The 14,688-nt window shown below is 71.4% G+C and carries 12 protein-coding genes; 5 read left to right on the top strand and 7 right to left on the bottom strand.

Annotated features, from left to right (window positions below; genetic code table 11):
* On the top strand, window positions 1–81 hold an 81-nt coding region (locus B3G12_RS04695; protein ID WP_290499675.1), incomplete at its 5' end, for a DUF520 family protein.
* 96 nt (window positions 82–177) lie between these two features.
* Here the strand turns inward: B3G12_RS04695 and htpX are convergent.
* The gene (gene htpX, locus B3G12_RS04690; RefSeq protein ID WP_290499373.1) at window positions 178–1,080 is read right to left on the bottom strand and encodes a zinc metalloprotease HtpX; all 903 of its coding nucleotides are present in this window, start codon (window positions 1,078–1,080) and stop codon (window positions 178–180) included.
* Between the two features lie 130 nt (window positions 1,081–1,210).
* A complete protein-coding gene (locus B3G12_RS04685; RefSeq protein WP_290499372.1) occupies window positions 1,211–2,863 on the bottom strand; it encodes a sigma-70 family RNA polymerase sigma factor in 1,653 nt (550 codons plus the stop codon).
* A 555-nt stretch (window positions 2,864–3,418) separates the two neighbouring features.
* Between B3G12_RS04685 and B3G12_RS04680 the strand changes: the two genes are divergently transcribed.
* Entirely contained in the window at window positions 3,419–3,895 is a 477-nt protein-coding gene (locus B3G12_RS04680; protein ID WP_055083244.1) for a Fur family transcriptional regulator, read from the top strand.
* A 47-nt stretch (window positions 3,896–3,942) separates the two neighbouring features.
* The gene (locus B3G12_RS04675) at window positions 3,943–5,466 is read left to right on the top strand and encodes a catalase (RefSeq protein ID WP_144941699.1); all 1,524 of its coding nucleotides are present in this window, start codon (window positions 3,943–3,945) and stop codon (window positions 5,464–5,466) included.
* A 152-nt stretch (window positions 5,467–5,618) separates the two neighbouring features.
* On the opposite strand, the gene B3G12_RS04670 is transcribed toward B3G12_RS04675, so the two are convergent.
* The gene (locus B3G12_RS04670) at window positions 5,619–7,025 is read right to left on the bottom strand and encodes an SseB family protein (protein WP_144941697.1); all 1,407 of its coding nucleotides are present in this window, start codon (window positions 7,023–7,025) and stop codon (window positions 5,619–5,621) included.
* Between the two features lie 150 nt (window positions 7,026–7,175).
* On the opposite strand from B3G12_RS04670, the gene B3G12_RS04665 reads away from it, so the two are divergent.
* On the top strand, window positions 7,176–8,756 hold the full coding sequence (locus tag B3G12_RS04665) for a DUF6882 domain-containing protein (RefSeq protein ID WP_144941695.1): 1,581 nt from the start codon (window positions 7,176–7,178) through the stop codon (window positions 8,754–8,756).
* 139 nt (window positions 8,757–8,895) lie between these two features.
* Window positions 8,896–9,855: an EamA family transporter RarD gene (rarD, locus tag B3G12_RS04660; protein WP_290499369.1), complete on the top strand. Its 960-nt coding sequence runs from the start codon at window positions 8,896–8,898 to the stop codon at window positions 9,853–9,855.
* 159 nt (window positions 9,856–10,014) lie between these two features.
* Here the strand turns inward: rarD and B3G12_RS04655 are convergent, their stop codons facing one another.
* From B3G12_RS04655 to B3G12_RS04640, 4 genes are all read right to left on the bottom strand, one after another.
* Window positions 10,015–10,281 (bottom strand): methionine/alanine import family NSS transporter small subunit, encoded by a 267-nt coding sequence (locus B3G12_RS04655; RefSeq protein ID WP_290499368.1) that lies wholly within the window; start codon window positions 10,279–10,281, stop codon window positions 10,015–10,017.
* Complete coding sequence (locus B3G12_RS04650) at window positions 10,278–12,059, bottom strand: sodium-dependent transporter (protein ID WP_290499367.1); 1,782 nt, start codon at window positions 12,057–12,059, stop codon at window positions 10,278–10,280. Before B3G12_RS04650 ends, B3G12_RS04655 begins: the two co-directional genes overlap by 4 nt.
* A gap of 96 nt (window positions 12,060–12,155) precedes the next feature.
* The gene (locus tag B3G12_RS04645) at window positions 12,156–13,205 is read right to left on the bottom strand and encodes a polyprenyl synthetase family protein (protein WP_290499365.1); all 1,050 of its coding nucleotides are present in this window, start codon (window positions 13,203–13,205) and stop codon (window positions 12,156–12,158) included.
* A 23-nt stretch (window positions 13,206–13,228) separates the two neighbouring features.
* The gene (locus tag B3G12_RS04640) at window positions 13,229–14,500 is read right to left on the bottom strand and encodes a geranylgeranyl reductase family protein (protein ID WP_290499364.1); all 1,272 of its coding nucleotides are present in this window, start codon (window positions 14,498–14,500) and stop codon (window positions 13,229–13,231) included.
* Window positions 14,501–14,688: the final 188 nt, after the last annotated feature.

The following is a 14,688-nucleotide window of genomic DNA, read 5'->3' as shown; positions in this document are numbered from 1 at the left end:
CGCGACGACCTGCAGGAGATCATCTCGCTGCTCAAGGGCTCGGACCTGGAGGTCGACCTGCAGTTCGTGAACTACCGCTGATCCCGGCCGCCGGAATGCTTCCGGCGCCGCTCGTGGACGAGTAGAACGGGACGGACGCCGCCACCCAGCCCGGGCGGGGGCGTCCGTCCCCTCGTGTCAGCGGTTGCCGTAGAAGCCGCCGGAGCGCGCCATGTTCTCCAGCCGCGCCACGCGGTCGTCGGTGCTCGGGTGGGTGCGGAACAGTCCGGAGACCGCCCCGCCGCGGAACGGGTTGGCGATCATCAGGTGGGAGGTGTTCACGAGCCTCTGGTCCTGCGGGTCCATGGGCCTCTGGTTCGCCCCGCCCTCGATCTTGCGCAGTGCCGAGGCCAGGGCCAGCGGGTCCCCGGTGAGCTTGGAGCCGTCCTCGTCCGCGTCGTACTCGCGTGTGCGGGAGATGGCCAGCTGGATGACCGAGGCGGCCAGCGGTGCCAGGAACGCCATGAGCAGACCCACCAGCAAGTTGCCGCCGCCGCGGTTGTCGTTGCCGCGCCCGCCGAACAGGGCCGCGAACTGCAGCATCTGCGCAGCGGAGGTGATCAGCCCGGCCACGGCTGCCGCCACTGACGAGGTGAGGATGTCCCTGTTGTAGACGTGCATCAGCTCGTGGCCCAGCACGGCGCGCAGCTCGCGCTCGTCGAGCATCTGCAGGATCCCCTCGGTGCAGCACACCGCCGCGTGCTCCGGGTTGCGTCCTGTGGCGAACGCGTTGGGGCTCATGGTCGGGGCGATGTAGAGCCGCGGCATGGGCTGCCCGGCCGCCTGCGAGAGCTCGTGCACGATCCGGTACATGGCGGGCGCCTGTTGCGGGCTCACGGGGACCGCGCGCATGGATGCCAACGCCAGCTTGTCCGAGTTCCAGTAGCTGTAGGCCGTGCCGGCCAGGCCGATCACCCCGAACAGGATGATGAAGAATGAGCTGCGCGTGGCGCCGGCGATGACCCAGCCGATCCCGAGCAGCACCGCCCACATCCCGCCCAGCAGCAGTGCGGTCTTCACGCCGTTGTAGTGCCGGTGCATCAGTGGTCTCCTCCGGGGCTCGCGCCCGTGGGTCGTGTCGGTTCGTGTGCGCTTCCGTGCCCGGTGGCGGGTTCGTGGTGCGGCCCGAGGGCGACGACGCCGCGCCGCCCGTCGCCGTTCGCCCGGCCCGTCACCACGGCAGGCACAGGTCGATGTTTCCGGGTTCCAGCGAGATGGTGCAGTCGCTGGGTGAGGGGCTCGGCTGCGGCTCCCCGGGCGTGGGGTCGGTGATCGGACCCACCGTGACCTGGGGCTCGTCGCTCGGCAGGGGGTCGCCGGTCTGGGCGGGGTCCGGCGACACCGCCGGGGAGGGCTCCCCCACCGGCTCACTCGGATGCGGGTTCTGCGGATTCAACGGGATCTGCGGATCGGGAAGCAGCGTGGTGCCGGGGAGTTCCGAGAGGCCCGCACCGGGGGGATTGATGACGATCGGCAGGGACGGCTCGGCCGCCGGACGCTGCGGTGCGGCGTCGTCGACGTCCTGCACGGCTCCCGCGTCCTGGTCGGTTCCGGCACCCTCCGCCTGCTGCGCGGCCGCGGCGTCGTCGTCACCGGCGTCTGCACCGGCCGCACCCTGGGCCTCCGCAGCGCCCGCCGGGCGGTCCCCGCTGGCCGGTGACCGCCCACCCCCGGGCGCCACCCCGTCACCCGCGGTGGCATCGAGTCCCTGCGTGGGTTCGGCGGCCACGGAGACCGCGTCCCCTCCGCCCGAGTTGGTCGCGGCCACGATCCCCACGGCCGCGGCGGCAGCGACGAGGACGGCCGTGGCCGCGACGGCGAGCCCGGCCCCGGAGCCCACCAGTGAGGCCACCCCACCGGCGGAGGAGGCGGCGCCTGCGCCAGAGGAGCCGACGGCGGTGCTTCCCTCGGACACCGAGGCGCCCGCGGCGCTCTCCGCCGCCACCCCGGCTCCGGCCGCCGCACCCGCGCCGAGCAGCGGCGTGCCGGCGAGTGCCGTGGCCAGGTGGGAGCCCTCGGCGCCCCACAGGGGAAGTCCGGCGAGCACGGGGAGGATCCAGCCGCGCAGCCCGAGCCCCAGGTCCTGCAGCTGCAGGTACTCCGCCGTGCAGCGGCGGCACCCGTCCAGGTGGTCCTGGACCGCCTTGGTGCGCGGCGGGGTGAGCGCACCGCGGGTGAAGGCGCCGAGCTGGGAGGAGAACTCGCGGCACTCCGCGAGCGCCCGCGCGGAGACGTGCTCCTGCACGTAGGCGGCGCGCAGGCCCTCGCGTGCCCGCTTGCCGAGCGCGGAGACCGCGTTGGGCTGGGCGCCGACGACGCCCGCCACCTGGCGCGGCCTGCGCCCCTCGACCTCGAGGTACCACAGGATCTCCTGCCAGCGCTCGGGCAGGGACGCGAACGCCCGGGCCACCACGGCGGAGTCCACCTGGCGCACCACGGTGTCGTCGAAGAGCTCCACCCGGTCCAGCGGCCCGTTCGGCTGGGGGTCCTCGGGGCGGGTGCGGGTGAGCTCGTTGGCGCGGTCCGCCGCCAGGCGCGAGACGGCGGTCACGAGGTAGGCACGGAGGAACTCCCGGGGGCCCTTGCCCTCGCGCAGCAGCCCGAGCACACGCGTGAACGCCTCCGAGACGAGGTCCTGGGCGTCCGACTCGGTGCGGGAGTGCATCCGGGCGACGGCGAGCGCGGCTCCGCGGTGGCGCTCGTAGAGTTCCGCGAACGCCGCGGAGTCCCCGTTGCGCACAGCGGTGAGCAGCCGTTCGTCACTGGCGGGCTGCTCGTCCCGGCCCTCGGGACGCGCGAGGCGTGGGGCTGCGCTGTGTGTCATGAGGCTCTCTGGCAGAAGAAGGGGGGTGCTGGTTGCCTCCATTGTGTCAGCACTCGCGGGGAAGCGGCAGTGCGTTTGCTCCATGCGGGGCCGGGAGAACGGTCGGGGGTGGAGCCGGCCCCCACCGGCTCCACCCCCGTCTCCTAGCACCGCTCTCTCCCCCCTGGCCGGGCAGCCCGCCCGGCCGAGAGTCGCTCTCGCCCACCGTGTGCCACGCGATGTGTCCCCGTACGTGAGGTGGCACCGGCTCGTCGGCCCCGAGCGATCGGACCGTCCGGAATCCCGTGCGGCCCGCACGCGATTCACTGTGTAGACAGACGGGGAGGGAAAACGTGACGCGGGATCCGGAAACTTTTTTTCACGGGCCCGCCCGAGCCTGTCCGGGGCCGGGAGGGACGGCCCCGGGCCCCCTCCACGAAGCCGGGCGACGTCGTCGTCCCCGCCGCCGTGCCGACCCCCCCCGAGGCCTCGGAAGGCGCGGAAATCCGCGGAATCCTGCGACTTAGGACACACTAACTATTGTGAATGGCTCAGAATAAGATTAGAGTGAGGCGCATGGAGACCACTGCTGCGGCCGAAACGCACCCCTCGCGGGACGCGTGGACCTCGCACCTGCGCTCGCACGGGCGCAGGGTCACCAAGCAGCGTCTCGCGGTGCTGGACGCCGTGGACGCCGTGCCGCACGCCACCGCGGAGGACACGGTGCAGCAGGTCCGCGCGGTCCTGCCCACCATCTCCGTCCAGTCGGTGTACGTGGTCCTCTCGGACCTCGCGGCCATCGGCATGGTGTCGAAGTTCGAACCGCCCGGATCCCCGGCGCGGTACGAGATCCGCACCGGTGACAACCACCACCACGCGTACTGCATCTCCTGCGGCGTCATCCAGGACGTGCCGTGCGCGGTGGGACACGCTCCGTGTCTCACACCCTCGGAGGACCACGGCTTCCAGCTGCTGTCCGCCGAGGTGGTCTTCAGGGGCATCTGCCCGAGCTGCCAGCACAGTGGCGCGCAGCAGGACCCCGAGGCCCCGTAGTACCGTCCACACCTTCGTCGGATCCCATCCATCACCCAGGAGGAACCATGTCTGACACCACTCCCCACGAGCACGGACTGCGCAAGACCGGCTCGTTCACCACGAACCAGGAGGGCCTGCCCCTCCCCACGAACGCCGACGCGCACTCGCTGAGCGTGGGCCCGGACGGGCCCATCGTCCTGCACGACTCCTACGTCGTGGAGAAGCTGGCGGCGTTCGACCGCGAGCGCGTTCCCGAGCGCGTGGTGCACGCCAAGGGCGCCGGTGCCTTCGGCGAGCTCGAGATCACCGAGGACGTCTCCCAGTACACGAAGGCCGCGGTGTTCCAGAAGGGCACCAAGACCCCCATGCTGGCGCGCTTCTCCACCGTTGCCGGTGAGCAGGGCTCCCCGGACACCTGGCGCGACCCCCGCGGCTTCGCCCTGAAGTTCTACACCACCGAGGGCAACCTGGACATCGTGGGCAACAACACCCCGATCTTCTTCGTGCGCGACGGCATCAAGTTCCCGGACTTCATCCACTCGCAGAAGCGCCTGCCCGGTTCCGGCATGCGTGACAACACCATGCAGTGGGACTTCTGGACCCAGTCGCCCGAGTCCGCCCACCAGGTCACCTACCTCATGGGCCCCCGCGGCATCCCGAAATCCTACCGCCACATGAACGGCTACGGCTCCCACACCTACCAGTGGAGCAACGAGGCCGGCGAGCGCTTCTGGATCAAGTACCACTTCATCTCCGACCAGGGCGTCGAGGGCCTGACCGGGCCCGAGGCCGAGGAGATCGCGGGCAAGGACGCGGACGCGCACCGTCGCGACCTCTACGACTCCATCGAGAAGGGCGAGTTCCCCTCCTGGACCATGTACGTGCAGGTCATGCCGTACGAGGACGCCAAGACGTACCGGTTCAACCCGTTCGACGTCACCAAGACGATCTCCCAGAAGGACTACCCCCGCATCAAGGTGGGCAAGTTCACGCTGAACCAGAACCCGCTGAACTACTTCGCGCAGATCGAGCAGGCGGCGTTCTCCCCCAGCAACACCGTTCCCGGTGTGGAGATCTCTCCGGACAAGATGCTCATGACCCGCGTGTTCTCTTACCCGGACACGCACCGTCACCGCATCGGCGCGAACTTCGCGGACCTGCCCGTGAACTTCCCGTACCGCTCGGAGATGAACTCCTACTCGCAGGACGGGCCCATGCGGTACACGTTCAAGCACCCGAACCAGCCCGTCTACGCGCCCAACACCCAGGGCGGGCCTGTGGCCGGCTCCGGCCCGGTCAAGGCCGACGAGATGCGCTGGGAGTCGGACGGGGACCTGCTGCGCGCCGCCGCGACGCTGCACTCCGAGGACGACGACTTCGGTCAGCCCGGCACCCTCTACCGCGAGGTCTTCAGCGACGAGGAGAAGGCCGAGACGGTCGAGAACATCGCCGGTCACATCGGTGACGTGACGGACCCGACGATCAAGGAGGCCGCCTTCCAGTACTGGGAGAAGGTCGACGCCGATCTCGGCCGCCGCGTCCGCGAGGCCGAGGCCCGCAACGCAGGTTCGGACGCCTACGGCATCTGATCCCGCGCCGGTGAGCGGGCCGCGCGCCCGCTGACCCGGCTACGGCAGAGGCCCCGTTCCCTCTCTGGAGGGGGCGGGGCCTTTCACGTGGCTGCGAACCGGGAACAGCGACGGCGCGGTGGTGGGATGGGGTGCGGTGGGTGAGCCCGGGCTCAGACCCCGGGAGCAGCGACGTCGTCCGTGGAACCCTCCGGCTGCCCACCCTGGGACTCGGCGAGGTCCTTCTCGTGCTGCGTGACCAGCTCGAGCATCTCCCGCAGCTGCTCCGTGGGCAGCGTGGTGACCGGGGCGATCGCGTTGATGCAGATGGCGGCGGCGTCCGAGTCCAGGACGAAGTCGAGGATCTGGCGGGTGGGGGCGGAACGCACCGTGAGCTGCGGGTCCAGGGCGGCCACCTCGGCGGCGGAGGTGAACACAAGCAGGGTGTCCGGGGCCGCACCCTCCTGCGAGGGCTGCACCATGACCGGCACCGCGTTCTCCCCCTGCTCGCGCGTGCCGAGCAGCAGGTGCCCGCCGGGGTTGAAGAGGGCACCCAGGACGCCGGACATGTTGTTGTCCAGCAGCGCCTGCTTCAGCGCCTCGTTGTGTGGGGAGCGCGCCACCCACTCGATCTGCTGGCGCGGGATCCGCAGGGCGTGCTCGGAGGCCGGGTCCACCACCACCTCGTCGTACTGCCGGTCCTTGGCGACCATCTCCAGGGTGGCGCTCGCGCGCTGGCGCAGCAGCACGGGCTCCGCGAGCTCCTCGTTGCGGTTGCTGCGGGAGAACATCTCGCGGGCCTGCTCCGCGGAGGTGTAGACGGCCAGGGCGCGCGTGCCGTCCCCCTGGGACACGGTCTGCACGCGGATGTGGGACTCCGGGCCCACGGGCTGGCCGTCCGCCCCCGGCACCAGGTCTGAGCCGGAGACGTCCAGCAGCACGGTTCCCACCAGTGCCTCGCGCAGGGCGCGGGCCATGGCCCGCTCCCCCGGCTCCCGGGTGTAGGCCTCTGCCGCGGCTCGCAGCCGGGGGTGGACGTCCCCGCCGGAGGCGTCCTCGGCCGAGTCCGCGAACGGCAGCTCCACACCGGCCTGCTCGGCCAGCTCCACGGCCCACTCCGGCGTCCGCTCACGGGTGCGGGGGAACGCCTCCAGCTGGGCGAGGACGTCCTGCGCCGTGTACGGGCCCTCCTGCGCGTAGACGTGCGGCAGGTCGTGGAAGTGGTAGGACGCCGTGGTGCTCAGCTCCGGTTCCGGCCAGCCCTTCGCGGTGATCGTCACGGACGCCGAGAACCAGCTGCCGCGGCCCGGCACGTAGCAGCTGCGCTGCAGCTCCGCGAGGGTCTCCAGCACCGCGCTGTCCTGCTTGATCGGACCCGCCGCACCGGGGGTCGCCACCCCGCCGCGGTCCTCGATCACGCGCAGGTGCACGCGCCCGCCCTGGGGCTTGAACTCCACGAGCATGGCGTCCCACCCCGGTTCGCTGCGCAGGACGGACATCACCCACTCGCCCACCCGGGCGACGAGTTCGCGTTCGCCCGTGGTGGGGGCTCCGGATGCGGGCTGCGGCTCAGAGGTCATTCGTGTCAGTGTCCCTTCGACCCGCTCGCGCCGGGTCAGGTCGTCCGAGGGTGCGGGGAGTCCCGGGAGGTCCCGGGCCGCGCGCCCCCAGCCTAGCGAACGGGGCACCGCCGCGCTGTGGGAGTCCGGGCCAGTTGTTAGCCTGGAGCCATGACAAAAACCTTGCAGGAGCTGATCGACGCGTCGATCTTCATTTCCACCGAGTACCAGGCAGTGCTGGCCGAGCTGTCCCAGGGTGCGGATTGGGACGTGGACTTCTCCGCGCCGTCGTTCACCTTGCAGACCACGCCTCCCGTCACGCTGACCCCGTACCTGCTGGGCACGGAGTCCGCGGCCCGCGGGTCCTTCGTGTGGTCCTGGCGCGAGCTGGGCCACTTCAACCCCCGCGTGGTCTCCGCGGCGGTGCAGGCCGAGCAGGCCGGCGAGCGCCACGAGGTGGGCGAGCTGACCACGGACGAGCTCCCGCTGCAGGAGGGTCTCGCGCGCCGGCTCACACTTGCCGCCAAGGCCGTCACGGGCCTCTACGCCCACTACCCCGCGCGCGCCGGCGGCAACATCACCGCGTGGCTGCTGCTGGACGGCCCGGAGTTCGAGCTCCCCCGCCTCACCGAGCAGCGCATGATGCAGGTCATCGGCGAGTCCCTCACCACGGACACCGCCGTGGACCACAACCTCGCCGTGGCCAGCTACGCCAAGCTGCGCGGCGCCCACGTGGAGTGGGACACGGACGCCACGTGCGTGGTCACCGTGCACGACGGCGCCCAGCGCTTCTGGTTCGACGACCACCAGATCACGGGCGTGGAGCCCGCCGAGCCCTCCGTGGGCGAGGACGAGCTGCGCGAGCTCGAGCGCCAGGCCGCCACCCACCGTGAGGCCCTGCTCGAGGACCGCCGTGCCGCCGAGCACCGCGCCGAGCAGCTGGGTCAGGAGCAGCGCGAGGCCGACGCCGAGCGCAAGCGCCGGGAGCGCGCGGAAGCCGCCGCCGCGGCGTCGACCCCCGCCCCCTCTGCCGCAGCCGGGCAGGACGCCGAGGAGCAGCCGCTGCCCAGCGAGCTCGCCCCCGAGGAGATCGAGGCGCCCGAGCCCGAGCAGCCCGCTGACGACGTCGCCGTGCCCGCCAGCCAGCTGCACGAGGCGGACCAGCCCTTCGACCAGGAACCCACCCACGAGCCGGCCGCGCCGGGCCGTGTGGAGACCCGGGTGCTGCCCGGTCCCCAGGGCGAGCACGCCACGGCCGGTCCGGCCGCGTCCCCGCACCCGGACACCACGGCCATGTCCCGGATCCCGGACCCGGACTTCGCCGCCGGCCAGCCCGCCAGCCAGGACCCGGAGCGCGTCGAGTCGCACCGCACCGAGTCGCAGGATGTCGAGGCAGAGCGCTTCGAGTCGGAGCGCTTCGGGACTGCCCGCGACGAGGACCGCGTGGAGCGCGAGGTCGTGGTCGAGGAGGAGACCGTGGTCCGCGAGGACACCCGTGCTCCCGAGCGGGACCGCACCCGCGCCGCCGAGGAGCGGCTCGGCCGTGGCGAGCGTGGCGTCCGCGAGGACCGCTTCGCCCGTGAGGAGCGCGAGGAGGTCGTGGAGCGCGAGACCGTGGCCGGTCCGGGCGCACCGGACGACGACCTCTCCGCCCCGGCCGTCGTGGACGGCGAAGAGGTCGAGACCAACGAGCAGGCCGAGCGCAAGGGCAAGAAGAAGCGCGGCTTCCTCAGCCGCTTCTTCGACCTGTGACCGGCGCCTGAACAGACGCGTCACCGGAGCACCCGTCCCCCGTGGGGGCGGGTGCTCCGTCGTTGGTGGCGCCGCAGCCGCCGTGCACGCGTGACCCCTCGTGAACAGTGCGGTGGGCGCCCCCGGATAGGATCGGTCGGTGACTTCCACCCTCAGCCCCGGCCCCGAGCCCGACCACCAGCGCAGAACCCGGGCCGGTGTGGGCTACGGGTTCGGGGCCTACGCGATCTGGGGACTGCTGCCCCTGTACTTCGTGGTGCTCGCCCCGGCCACCCCGTACGAGATCGTGGCCCTGCGGGTGCTGTTCTCCCTGGCGTTCTGTCTTCTGCTGCTCGCCGTGACGCGCGGGCTGCGGCAGTTCGTGCGGGTCTTCCGGGACGGGCAGGCCGTGGCCGCCCTGTCCCTGGCCGGTGTGCTGATCGCGGGCAACTGGCTGCTCTACACGGTGGCCACCACCACGGGCCACACCCTTGAGGCGTCCCTGGGGTACTTCATCAATCCCATCGTCGCGATCCTGCTGGGCGTGGTGGTGCTGCACGAGAAGCTTCGGCCGCTGCAGTGGGCGGCCATCGTGGTGGGGGTCCTGGCGGTGCTCGTGATGGCCGTGTTCTACGGTGCCGTCCCGTGGCTGTCCCTGGGGCTCGCGTTCTCCTTTGGCTTCTACGGGCTCGTGAAGTCCCGCCTCGGTTCCCGCTACCCGGCGCTGGTGACGCTCACCGCGGAGACCGCCACCATCACGCCGCTCGCCCTCGTGGCCGTCGCGCTGCTGGGCGCCAACGGCCAGATCACGCTGACCTCTGAGGGCCCCGGCCACTTCCTGCTGCTGCTCTCCGCGGGCATCATCACCGCCGTGCCCCTGCTGCTCTTCGGTGCGGCGGCGTCCCGGCTGCCCCTGAGCACCGTGGGGATGATCCAGTACGTTGCCCCCATCGGCCAGTTCATCCTGGCGGTCGCCCTGTTCCACGAGGAGATGCCCCCGGAGCGCTGGGCCGGCTTCGGACTCGTGTGGGTGGCCGTGGTGCTCCTGCTGCTCGACGCCGTCCGCGCACCCCGTGCCCCGCGGCTGCCCAGGCGGCCGAAGCCGTCGCCTCGGGCATGAGTCTGAGGTGCAGAGGTACCCGTCCGGCCTGAGGGAATCGTGGCCTCTCTGTACCTCAGATGTTGACAGAGCCCGCTCGGACCGTGGTGGTCCGGGCGGGCTCTGCGCTCGTTGGTGGTGCTCAGCGTCAAAGTGAGCGCTGGAGCGATTGCCGGGTCGTCAGCCCCGGGGACCCGGCCCCGCGGGGTCGGTGTGCGGCTCCGAGACCTGGCCGTGCGGCGGCATCGTGGCGTCGTGGTGACCGACACCCGACCCGACGGCGCCCTCGGTGACAGAGGGGCCGGCGGCCTGCGAGGTGTCGTCCGCGGGGTCGTCGAGCTCGTCCACCTCCTCCGGGGAGCGCTTGATGTTGACCAGGGCGAGGAGCAGGCCGCCCCACACCAGGACGATGGCGACGATCATCATGACGATGGCGGTACCGCTCATGAGAGGTCCCCTTCCGAGTGGCGGGACTGGGCGCCCGCGGTGATGGTGGAGTGGACGCGCCCGGCACCCGTGCCGTTTGCGGTGCGCTCGTGGTCCCAGGGCGCGGGGCGCTGCACCACAGTGCCGCGGTCGATGGCGCGCAGGGAGAAGTCCTGGTCCAGCGCGGCCGAGCGCCCCTCGGTGCCCGTGTAGTGGGTCATGGGGTCGTGGCGGGCGATGGCCTTGCGGTCCAGGTAGGCGTCCTGGATGGCGGGCGCGGGGCTCGTGAACCCCTCGCCCGTACGGCGGCTCCAGGGCAGGCGCGAGAGCAGGTACGCGATCACGACGATGCCCACGGCCATGCCCCACCCGAAGGTGTTCACGAACCACTGGGGCATGTCGTTGTAGCCCTCGGCCACGGTCTTGGTCAGCTGGTCGATCAGGATGTAGCCGAGGATCACCGGGGTGACACCGCCGGCCATGATCATCCAGGTGCGCCCGAGCTTGAACGAGGACACCGAGTTGATGTGGTCGCGCAGCGTGGGCAGCGCAGTGAAGCCGGAGGTCAGCAGCAGCACCGAGATCAGCGCGGCCGCGGCGATGCCAAAGTTGTTGACGAACGCGTCCACCACGTCCAGCAGGTTCAGGCCCGTGGTGGTGGGGAAGAACAGCAGGGAGATCACGGCGAGCGGCAGCACCACCAGGGACACGGCCGCGGGACGGGACAGGCCCAGCTTGTCCCGCACACCGGCCACGATGACCTCCACGATGGAGATCAGGGACGTGAAGCCCGCGAACGCCAGCGCGCCGAAGAACAGCACACCGATCAGCGTGCCGAACGGTGCCTGCGAGATGATCGCGGGGAACGCGATGAACGCGAGGCCGATGCCGGAGGTGGCGACCTCCGAGACCTGCGTGCCGGAGGCGGTGGCCATGAAGCCGAGGGCCGCGAACACGCCGATGCCCGCGAGGATCTCGAAGGACGAGTTGGCGAAGCCCACCACCAGGGCGGACCCGCTGAGGTCCGAGCGGGGCTTGAGGTAGGACGCGTAGGTGACCATGATGCCGAAGCCCACGGACAGGGAGAAGAAGATCTGCCCGTACGCGGCCACCCACACGGAGGAGTCGCCCAGGGCGGACCAGGACGGCGTGAACAGGGCGTCCAGACCGGCGGAGGCACCCGGCAGGGTCAGGGCCATGCCCACCATGATGAGGAACATGACCACGAGCAGCGGGATCAGCACCACGTTGAGCTTGCCGATGCCGTTCTGCACGCCCAGCATCAGCACCACGAGCAGCACGAGCCATGCGATGGCCGTGGCGATGAACACCGGCCAGATGAAGTCGAAGCCGATCGTGACCTGCTCCGAGACCTTCATGTAGTCGTTCATGAAGAACGCGGCGGGATCGCTGCCCCACGCCTTGCTGAACGAGAACACCGTGTACTGCATGGCCCACCCGATGATGAGCGCGTAGTAGATGGCGATGACCACGCAGATCATCAGCTGCCACCACCCGATGGTCTCGAGCTTGGGGTGCAGGCGGCGGAAGGAGAGCGGGGCGGAGCCGCGGTAGCGGTGGCCGATCGCGTAGTCGAGCATGAGCAGCGGGATGCCCGCGGTCAGCAGCGCGACCAGGTAGGGGATGATGAAGGCGCCGCCGCCGTTGTCGAACGCGACGTACGGGAAGCGCCAGATGTTGCCGAGACCGACGGCGGAGCCGATCGCGGCGAAGATGAACATGGTGCGCCCGGAGAATGCTTCCTTCACGGCGCCACCACGCTTCTTGTCAGTGGACATGGCTGAACCTCACACGGGACGAGATCCCATAGGCGCCGGGGTCCTGGGACGCCCGGCGCGCGAGTTGTGGATGAATGGGTAAAGCTTACTGAGTGCTCAGCCCCGGCGGTGGACCACCGCGTGGGCGAACTCGGTCAGCGCGGCCTTGGCCACGGAATCCTGGAGGGGCTCCAGCGCGGCAATGGCCTCATCGGCCCACCGATTGGCGATCTGCCAGGCCTCGGCGGCCGCGGGGTGGGAGGAGACGGCCGCCACGGCGGTGGCCAGGGCGTCGTCGTCCGTGAGGTCCCCGTCGATCAGACGGAGCACTTCCTGGGCGGAGGCAGCGGCCTCCGGGTCTGCTCCGGCGGCGTGGCGCCGCAGCAGGAGAACGGGCAGCGTGTCCACGCCCTCGCGCAGGTCTGTGCCTCGGGTCTTGCCGGAGACGTCCGGGGGCCCGGTGAGGTCGATGATGTCGTCCGCGAGCTGGAACGCGAGTCCCACCTTCTCGCCGTAGACCACCATGAGGTCGACGACGTCGCGCGGCGCGCCGCCCAGCAGGGCACCGTACTGCCCGCTCGCGGCAATCAGTGAGCCGGTCTTGCCGGCGAGCACCTGGAGGTAGTGGGCCACGGGGTCCTCGTCCTCGGCCGGGCCGGTGGTCTCCTGCAGCTGGCCGATCACCAGACGCTCGAACGTGGTGGCCTGGATCATGAGGGGCTCCTGGCCCAGGGCGGAGACCATGGCGGAGGCGCGGGCGAAGATCATGTCCCCGGTGAGAATGGCCACGGTGTTGCCCCACACGGTGTGCGCGGTCTCGACGCCGCGGCGCAGGGGGGCGGAGTCCATGACGTCGTCGTGGTACAGGGAGGCGAGGTGGGTGAGCTCCACGACCACGGCGGCCTCGATGACCTCGTCCGTGATCTCACCGGCCACCTCGGCGGCGAGCAGGGTGAGCAGTGGGCGGACCCGTTTGCCGCCGGCGGCCAGCAGGTGGCGTGCGGTGACGTCCGCGAGCCGGTCGGTGGCCTGCACAGCCTCGTCCAGGCGCTGCTCGACGCGCTCCAGGGAACGCAGCATGAGAGGACCCAGGCGGGGGTCCTGGGCGATGAGCTCGAACCCTGCGGGCAAGCGCAGGGAGCCGTCGACGCTGCTGGGATCAGTCACGGTCCACCACTCTATCGACAATTTCAGCCCGCGGGGGTGAGTGCATCCAGTACCGCGATGGCGCGGTCCGTCACACTACGGGCCGGGCGGTCGGACAGCTCGGTCATCACCTGCACGGCGAAGCGCATCAGGGCCGGCACGTGCATGCCGGAGCGGACCGCCGCCGAGAGGATCGTGGGGTGGCCAATGAGCTGCGCGAGCGCCCTGCCCTGCGTGAAGTGCGCCCCCCACTCGGCCCGCACGAGCTCGGGGTAGCGGGCCAGCGCGTTCTCGCGCTGCTGGGCCCCGTTGGCCCCGGCGGCGTCCACGATGCACGAGGCTGCGAACAGCGCGGACTCCATCGCGTTGGAGATCCCCTCGCCGTTGAACGGAGAGACGAGCCCTGCGGCGTCGCCCAGCAGCATGAGGCCCGGCAGGTAGTGCGGCGTGCGGTTGGCCGCCATGGGCAGTGCCGCGGAACCGATCCTGCCCACCTGGTGCTCGGGGTCGAAGGTCCACTCGGCGGGCATCGACGCCGCCCAGTCCCGCAGCACGGCCCGGTAGTCCAGTTTCCCGAAGGCGGGTGAGGTGTCCAGGATCCCGAGGCCCACGTTCGCGGTGCCGTCCCCCACGCCGAAGACCCAGCCGTAGCCGGGCAGCAGGGCACCCTGTGGATCGTTGCCGTCCGCGAGCTCGAGCCAGCCCTCCATCCAGTCCAGCTCGCAGCGCGGCGAGCGGTAGTAGGTGCGCACGGCCACTCCCATGGGGCGGTCCTGGCGGCGGTGCAGCCCGGCGGCCACGGCCGTGCGGGTGGAGTTGCCGTCCGCGGCGAGCACGAGGTCCGCGCGGTGGTCCTCGGTCTGCGCCGTACGCCGCCCGGTCGCGGGGTCCATCACGGCGGCGCGCAGACCCACGATCCGCCCCGTGTCGTCCCGCAGCACGTCTTGCACCGAGCGGTGCTCGATGATCTGCGCCCCGGCGGCGACCGCGTGGCGTGCGAGGTCCTCGTCGAAGCCCGCGCGGGTGCGCACCAGCCCGTAGGACGGGAAGTCCGTGAGCTCCGGCCACGGGAACTCCACGGTGCGCCCGCCGGCGACCAGCCGCAGCCCCCGGTTGGAGCGGTAGCCCTGTTCGGCGCCGTGGGGCAGCCCCATGAGCCGCATCTGCTTCACCGCGCGCGGCGTGAGCCCGTCCCCGCACACCTTCTCCCGCGGGTAGGCGGTCTTCTCGAGCACCGTCACCCGGATCCCCTGGCTCGCGAGCCAGTACGCCGCGGTGGCGCCCGCGGGGCCACCCCCGCTGATCAGAACCTTCACTGCGCCGCAGTCCTCCGCCGTCTCGGGTGCGGGCACCCTCCCGGCGCCCCTCGTGCGCGGCACTGCCGCCGGACGCACGTGCGCCATTGTGCCACCGCCGACGCCGATGCCGCGCCCGACGCCGTCGCCCCCGGGCACCGGCCCCGCGAGGCCCCCGCCCCAGCTCGTCCCGTAGGAGAGGGACGTCA

Origin of the sequence: Kocuria sp. UBA5001, assembly GCF_002398425.1 — a bacterium.
Lineage (GTDB): Bacteria > Actinomycetota > Actinomycetes > Actinomycetales > Micrococcaceae > Kocuria > Kocuria salsicia.
This window is presented reverse-complemented; position numbering and strand designations above follow the sequence as displayed.

Excerpts from the sequence above, each read along its gene's own strand:
- B3G12_RS04650 (WP_290499367.1), bottom strand. The coding sequence starts at position 12,059 with ATGTCCACTGACAAGAAGCGTGGTGGCGCCGTGAAGGAAGCATTCTCC.
- B3G12_RS04670 (WP_144941697.1), bottom strand. The coding sequence starts at position 7,025 with ATGACCTCTGAGCCGCAGCCCGCATCCGGAGCCCCCACCACGGGCGAA.
- B3G12_RS04655 (WP_290499368.1), bottom strand. The coding sequence starts at position 10,281 with ATGAGCGGTACCGCCATCGTCATGATGATCGTCGCCATCGTCCTGGTG.
- B3G12_RS04680 (WP_055083244.1), top strand. The coding sequence starts at position 3,419 with ATGGAGACCACTGCTGCGGCCGAAACGCACCCCTCGCGGGACGCGTGG.
- B3G12_RS04685 (WP_290499372.1), bottom strand. The coding sequence starts at position 2,863 with ATGACACACAGCGCAGCCCCACGCCTCGCGCGTCCCGAGGGCCGGGAC.
- B3G12_RS04665 (WP_144941695.1), top strand. The coding sequence starts at position 7,176 with ATGACAAAAACCTTGCAGGAGCTGATCGACGCGTCGATCTTCATTTCC.
- htpX (WP_290499373.1), bottom strand. The coding sequence starts at position 1,080 with ATGCACCGGCACTACAACGGCGTGAAGACCGCACTGCTGCTGGGCGGG.
- B3G12_RS04675 (WP_144941699.1), top strand. The coding sequence starts at position 3,943 with ATGTCTGACACCACTCCCCACGAGCACGGACTGCGCAAGACCGGCTCG.